We start from the raw sequence: 4,032 nt of genomic DNA, 5'->3' as shown, positions 1-4,032 counted from the left end.
GGTGGGATCGGGTTCCACGTTAATTCGTTGACAGGCTCAGAGCGCCCTCGTACGGTGTAAAGCGTCCCTGTTGCCGCCGATTGGAGAAGGACGTTGCTCGTCTGAGGTCCTGAGACACCGCGTCACACCCGACTGGTGTGCGCTGCGTGCGACCTCGGCGTTCGAGCCGTCCTCCGGTGCGGGGCATTTTTCATGTCCGTGGTGTGCCATGGAGCCTCCCCCTGGTCGCAGGTGTCTCGACACGCGTTTGCCCCTGACCGCTTCGAGCATCCGCGAGTGAGGCCCCATGTCTACTTCCATCACCGTGTCGTCCCTCTCGTTCACCTGGCCCGACGGCAGCCCCGTCTTCGAGGGCCTGGACGTCGCGTTCGGCCCCGGCCGGACCGGCCTGGTCGGCATCAACGGGTCCGGAAAATCAACCCTGTTGAGGCTGATCGCCGGTGAACTCGCACCGGCCGACGGCACCGTCCGCGTGGCCGGCGAGGTCGGCTACCTGCCGCAGAACGTCACGCTCGACACCGCCCTGCGCGTGGACGAGGCCCTCGGCATCGCCGAACAGCGCGCCGCCCTGCACGCCATCGAGGCCGGCGACGTCTCCGAGACGCACTTCGAGACCGTCGGCGACGACTGGGACGTGGAGGAACGCGCCCTCGCCACCCTCGGTGAACTCGGGCTCGGACACATCGGGCTGGACCGCACCATCGGTGAGGTGTCGGGCGGCGAGTCGGTGCTGCTGCGCCTGGCCGCCCTGCTGCTGCGCCGTCCCGACGTGCTGCTGCTGGACGAGCCGACCAACAACCTCGACCTGTACGCCCGCAGGCGGCTGTACGCGGCCGTCCAGTCCTGGCCGGGCGTGATGGTCGTCGTCAGCCACGACCGTGAACTGCTGGACCTCGTCGACCAGATCGCCGATCTGCGCTCCGGCCAGGTCACGTGGTACGGCGGCAACTACTCCGCTTACGAGGAGGCCCTGGAGATCGAGCAGGAGGCGGCCGAGCGCATGGTGCGCGTCGCCGAGGCCGACTTCCGCAAGCAGAAGCGCGAACTGACCGACGCCCAGGTCAAACTGGCCCGCCGCAAGCGGTACGGGCAGAAGATGTGGGACCAGAAGCGCGAGCCGAAGATCGTCATGGGGGCACGCAAGCGCGCGGCGCAGGAGTCCGCGGGCAAGCACCGCATCATGCACGAGGAGAAGCTCGCCGAGGCCAGGGAGCGGCTCGACGAGGCGGCGGAGGCGGTCCGGGACGACGACGAGATCCGTGTCGATCTGCCGTACACGGCGGTGCCGCCGGGGCGTACCGTCCTCACGCTGCAGGATCTCGGGCTCCGCTACGGCGCCCGGGTGAAGGGCGGCCTGGAGCTGCGCGGTCCCGAGCGGGTCGCGCTGATCGGTCGCAACGGCGCGGGCAAGACCACACTGCTGCGCACGATCACCGGGGAGCTCCCCCCGGAGTCGGGCGAGGTGCGGGCGCACGTCCCGCTGCGGTTCCTGCCGCAGCGGCTCGACGTCCTCGACGGGGAGCGGACCGTCGCCGAGAACGTGGCCCGGTACGCGCCGGGCGCCACCAACAACCGGGTCCGGGCGCGGCTGGCGCGCTTCCTGTTCCGGGGCGCCCGCGCCGACCAGAAGGCGGCGACGCTGTCCGGCGGCGAACGCTTCCGGGCGGCGCTGGCCGCGCTGATGCTGGCCGAGCCCGCGCCGCAGCTGCTCATGCTGGACGAACCGACCAACAACCTCGACATGGCGAGCGTCCGGCAGCTCACCACGGCCCTGGAGTCGTACGAGGGGGCACTGATCGTGGCCAGTCACGACCTGCCGTTCCTGGAGTCGCTCGGCATCACGCGATGGCTGGTGCTGGAGGAGGGAGAACTGAGGGAAATCACGCCAGAGGCTGTCTGGTTTTCCGCTTAGCGTCGGTGGCATGACCGACTTCGCACACGATGCCATCACCCTGACCGGAGCACGTGAGAACAACCTCAAGGACGTCACCCTGCGCATCCCGAAAGGCCGGCTGACGGTGTTCACCGGCGTTTCGGGGTCGGGGAAGTCGTCCGTCGTCTTCGACACGATCGCGGTGGAGTCGCAGCGCCAGCTGAACGAGACGTACCCCTGGTTCGTCCGCAACCGGCTGCCCAAGTTCGAGCGGCCGCACGCGGACGGCCTGGAGGACCTCACGCCGGCGATCGTCGTCGACCAGCGGCAGGTCGGCGGCCACTCCCGGTCGACCGTCGGAACCATGACGGACGTCTACTCGGTGATCCGGGTGCTGTTCTCCCGGTACGGCACTCCGAGCGCCGGGCCGGCGACGGCGTACTCGTTCAACGACCCGTCGGGCATGTGCCCCGGGTGCGACGGCCTCGGCCGGGCGGTACGGCCCGACTGGGACCGCATCCTGGACCCGGACCGTTCCCTCGCCGAAGGGGCGGTCCGCTTCCCGCCCTTCGCCGCCGGGACCTGGCAGGGACAGACGTACACCAACAGCGCCGACCTCGACCCGCACAAGCCGGTGGGACGCTTCACGGCCGCCGAGCGGGAGTTCCTGATGCGCGGGCGGCCCGGCAGCAAGGTCACGGTCGACGGCACGGGCGGCACCTGGACCACGGAGTACGAGGGGTTGGTTGTCCGCTTCGAGCGGCTGTACCTGAAGCGGGACCTGTCGGCCATGAGCCAGAAGACCCGGGAGCTGGTGAGCGCGTTCCTCGTGGAGAACACCTGCGTGGTCTGCCACGGAGCCCGCCTCAACGCGGCAGCCCTGGCAACCCGGATCAACGGCCGGTCGATCGCCGACTGCACCCGTATGCAGATCTCCGACCTGATCGCCGTGCTGAGGGAGATCGACGACACGGTGGCCGGGCCGATCGCCTCGGCCGCCGTGGTCGCGCTTGAGCGCATCGAGGCGATCGGCCTCGGCTACCTCAGCCTCGACCGGGAGACGGCCACGCTCAGCGGCGGGGAGGGGCAGCGGCTGAAGACGGTGCGGCACCTCGGCTCCAGCCTGACCGGCATGACGTACATCTTCGACGAGCCGAGCGTCGGCCTGCACCCGCGTGACGTGGGCCGTCTCGGCGACCTGCTGCTGAGGCTGCGCGACAAGGGCAACACGGTGCTGGTCGTCGAGCACGACCCGGACGTCATCGCGCTGGCCGACCACGTCGTCGACATGGGCCCGGGCGCCGGTGCCGGGGGCGGCGCGGTGGTGTTCGAGGGGACGCCGCAGGAACTGGCCGTGTCCGGCACGCTCACCGGGCGCTGCCTGCGCACCCGTACGGCGGTCAAGGACGAGGTGCGGGAGCCCCGGGGCGAGCTGTGGGTCAAGGGCGCGGACCGGCACAACCTGCGGAATGTGACCGTACGGTTCCCGGCCGGTGTGCTCACGGCGGTGACCGGCGTCGCGGGGTCGGGGAAGAGCACGCTGGCCGGGGAGTTCACCGCGGCGCACGAGGAGGCCGTGGTCGTCGACCAGTCGTCGATCGGCATCTCGGGGCGCTCCACCCCGGCGACGTACCTGGGGATCATGGACACGGTGCGGAAGATCTACGCCCGGGAGACGGGGGCCGGCGCGGGCCTCTTCAGTTTCAACTCCGGCGGTGCCTGCGGCACCTGCGGGGGCCGGGGCGTCATCTACACCGACCTCGCCTTCATGGACCCCGTGACGACGACCTGCCACGACTGCGAGGGACGGCGCTTCAAGGAGGAGGTGCTGCGGCTGACCGTGCGGGGCAGGTCCGTCGCGGACGTCCTGGGGATGACGGCCGAGCAGGCACTCGGCTTCTTCGACGACACGGGCGTACGGCGCCGGCTGCGCGCCCTGCGGGACGTCGGACTGACGTACCTCACCCTCGGCCAGCCCCTCTCCACGCTCTCCGGCGGTGAGCGGCTGGGGGTCCCCCCAGGCCCTTCAGGCCAATGCCGTTGCTTTAGTGGTCGTGCCATCGGTGGTTCAGGGTGACGACGACCGGGGAGCGGCGGTGGCTCGCGGGTTCTCCGGGGGCCTTGCTGCCGTAGCCGGTGATGCAGGAGCGGATCTTGCG

General features: G+C 70.4%; 2 protein-coding genes. Both read left to right on the top strand.

What is annotated here, in order from left to right:
- The first annotated feature begins 286 nt into the window (after window positions 1–286).
- Window positions 287–1,912: an ABC-F family ATP-binding cassette domain-containing protein gene (locus C1J00_RS39520; RefSeq protein WP_102913692.1), complete on the top strand. Its 1,626-nt coding sequence runs from the start codon at window positions 287–289 to the stop codon at window positions 1,910–1,912.
- Between the two features lie 10 nt (window positions 1,913–1,922).
- Window positions 1,923–3,950 (top strand): excinuclease ABC subunit UvrA, encoded by a 2,028-nt coding sequence (locus C1J00_RS39515; RefSeq protein ID WP_245936692.1) that lies wholly within the window; start codon window positions 1,923–1,925, stop codon window positions 3,948–3,950.
- Window positions 3,951–4,032 lie beyond the last annotated feature (82 nt).

Source organism: Streptomyces cahuitamycinicus (genome assembly GCF_002891435.1).
GTDB classification, from domain to species: Bacteria; Actinomycetota; Actinomycetes; order Streptomycetales; family Streptomycetaceae; genus Streptomyces; species Streptomyces cahuitamycinicus.
This window is presented reverse-complemented; position numbering and strand designations above follow the sequence as displayed.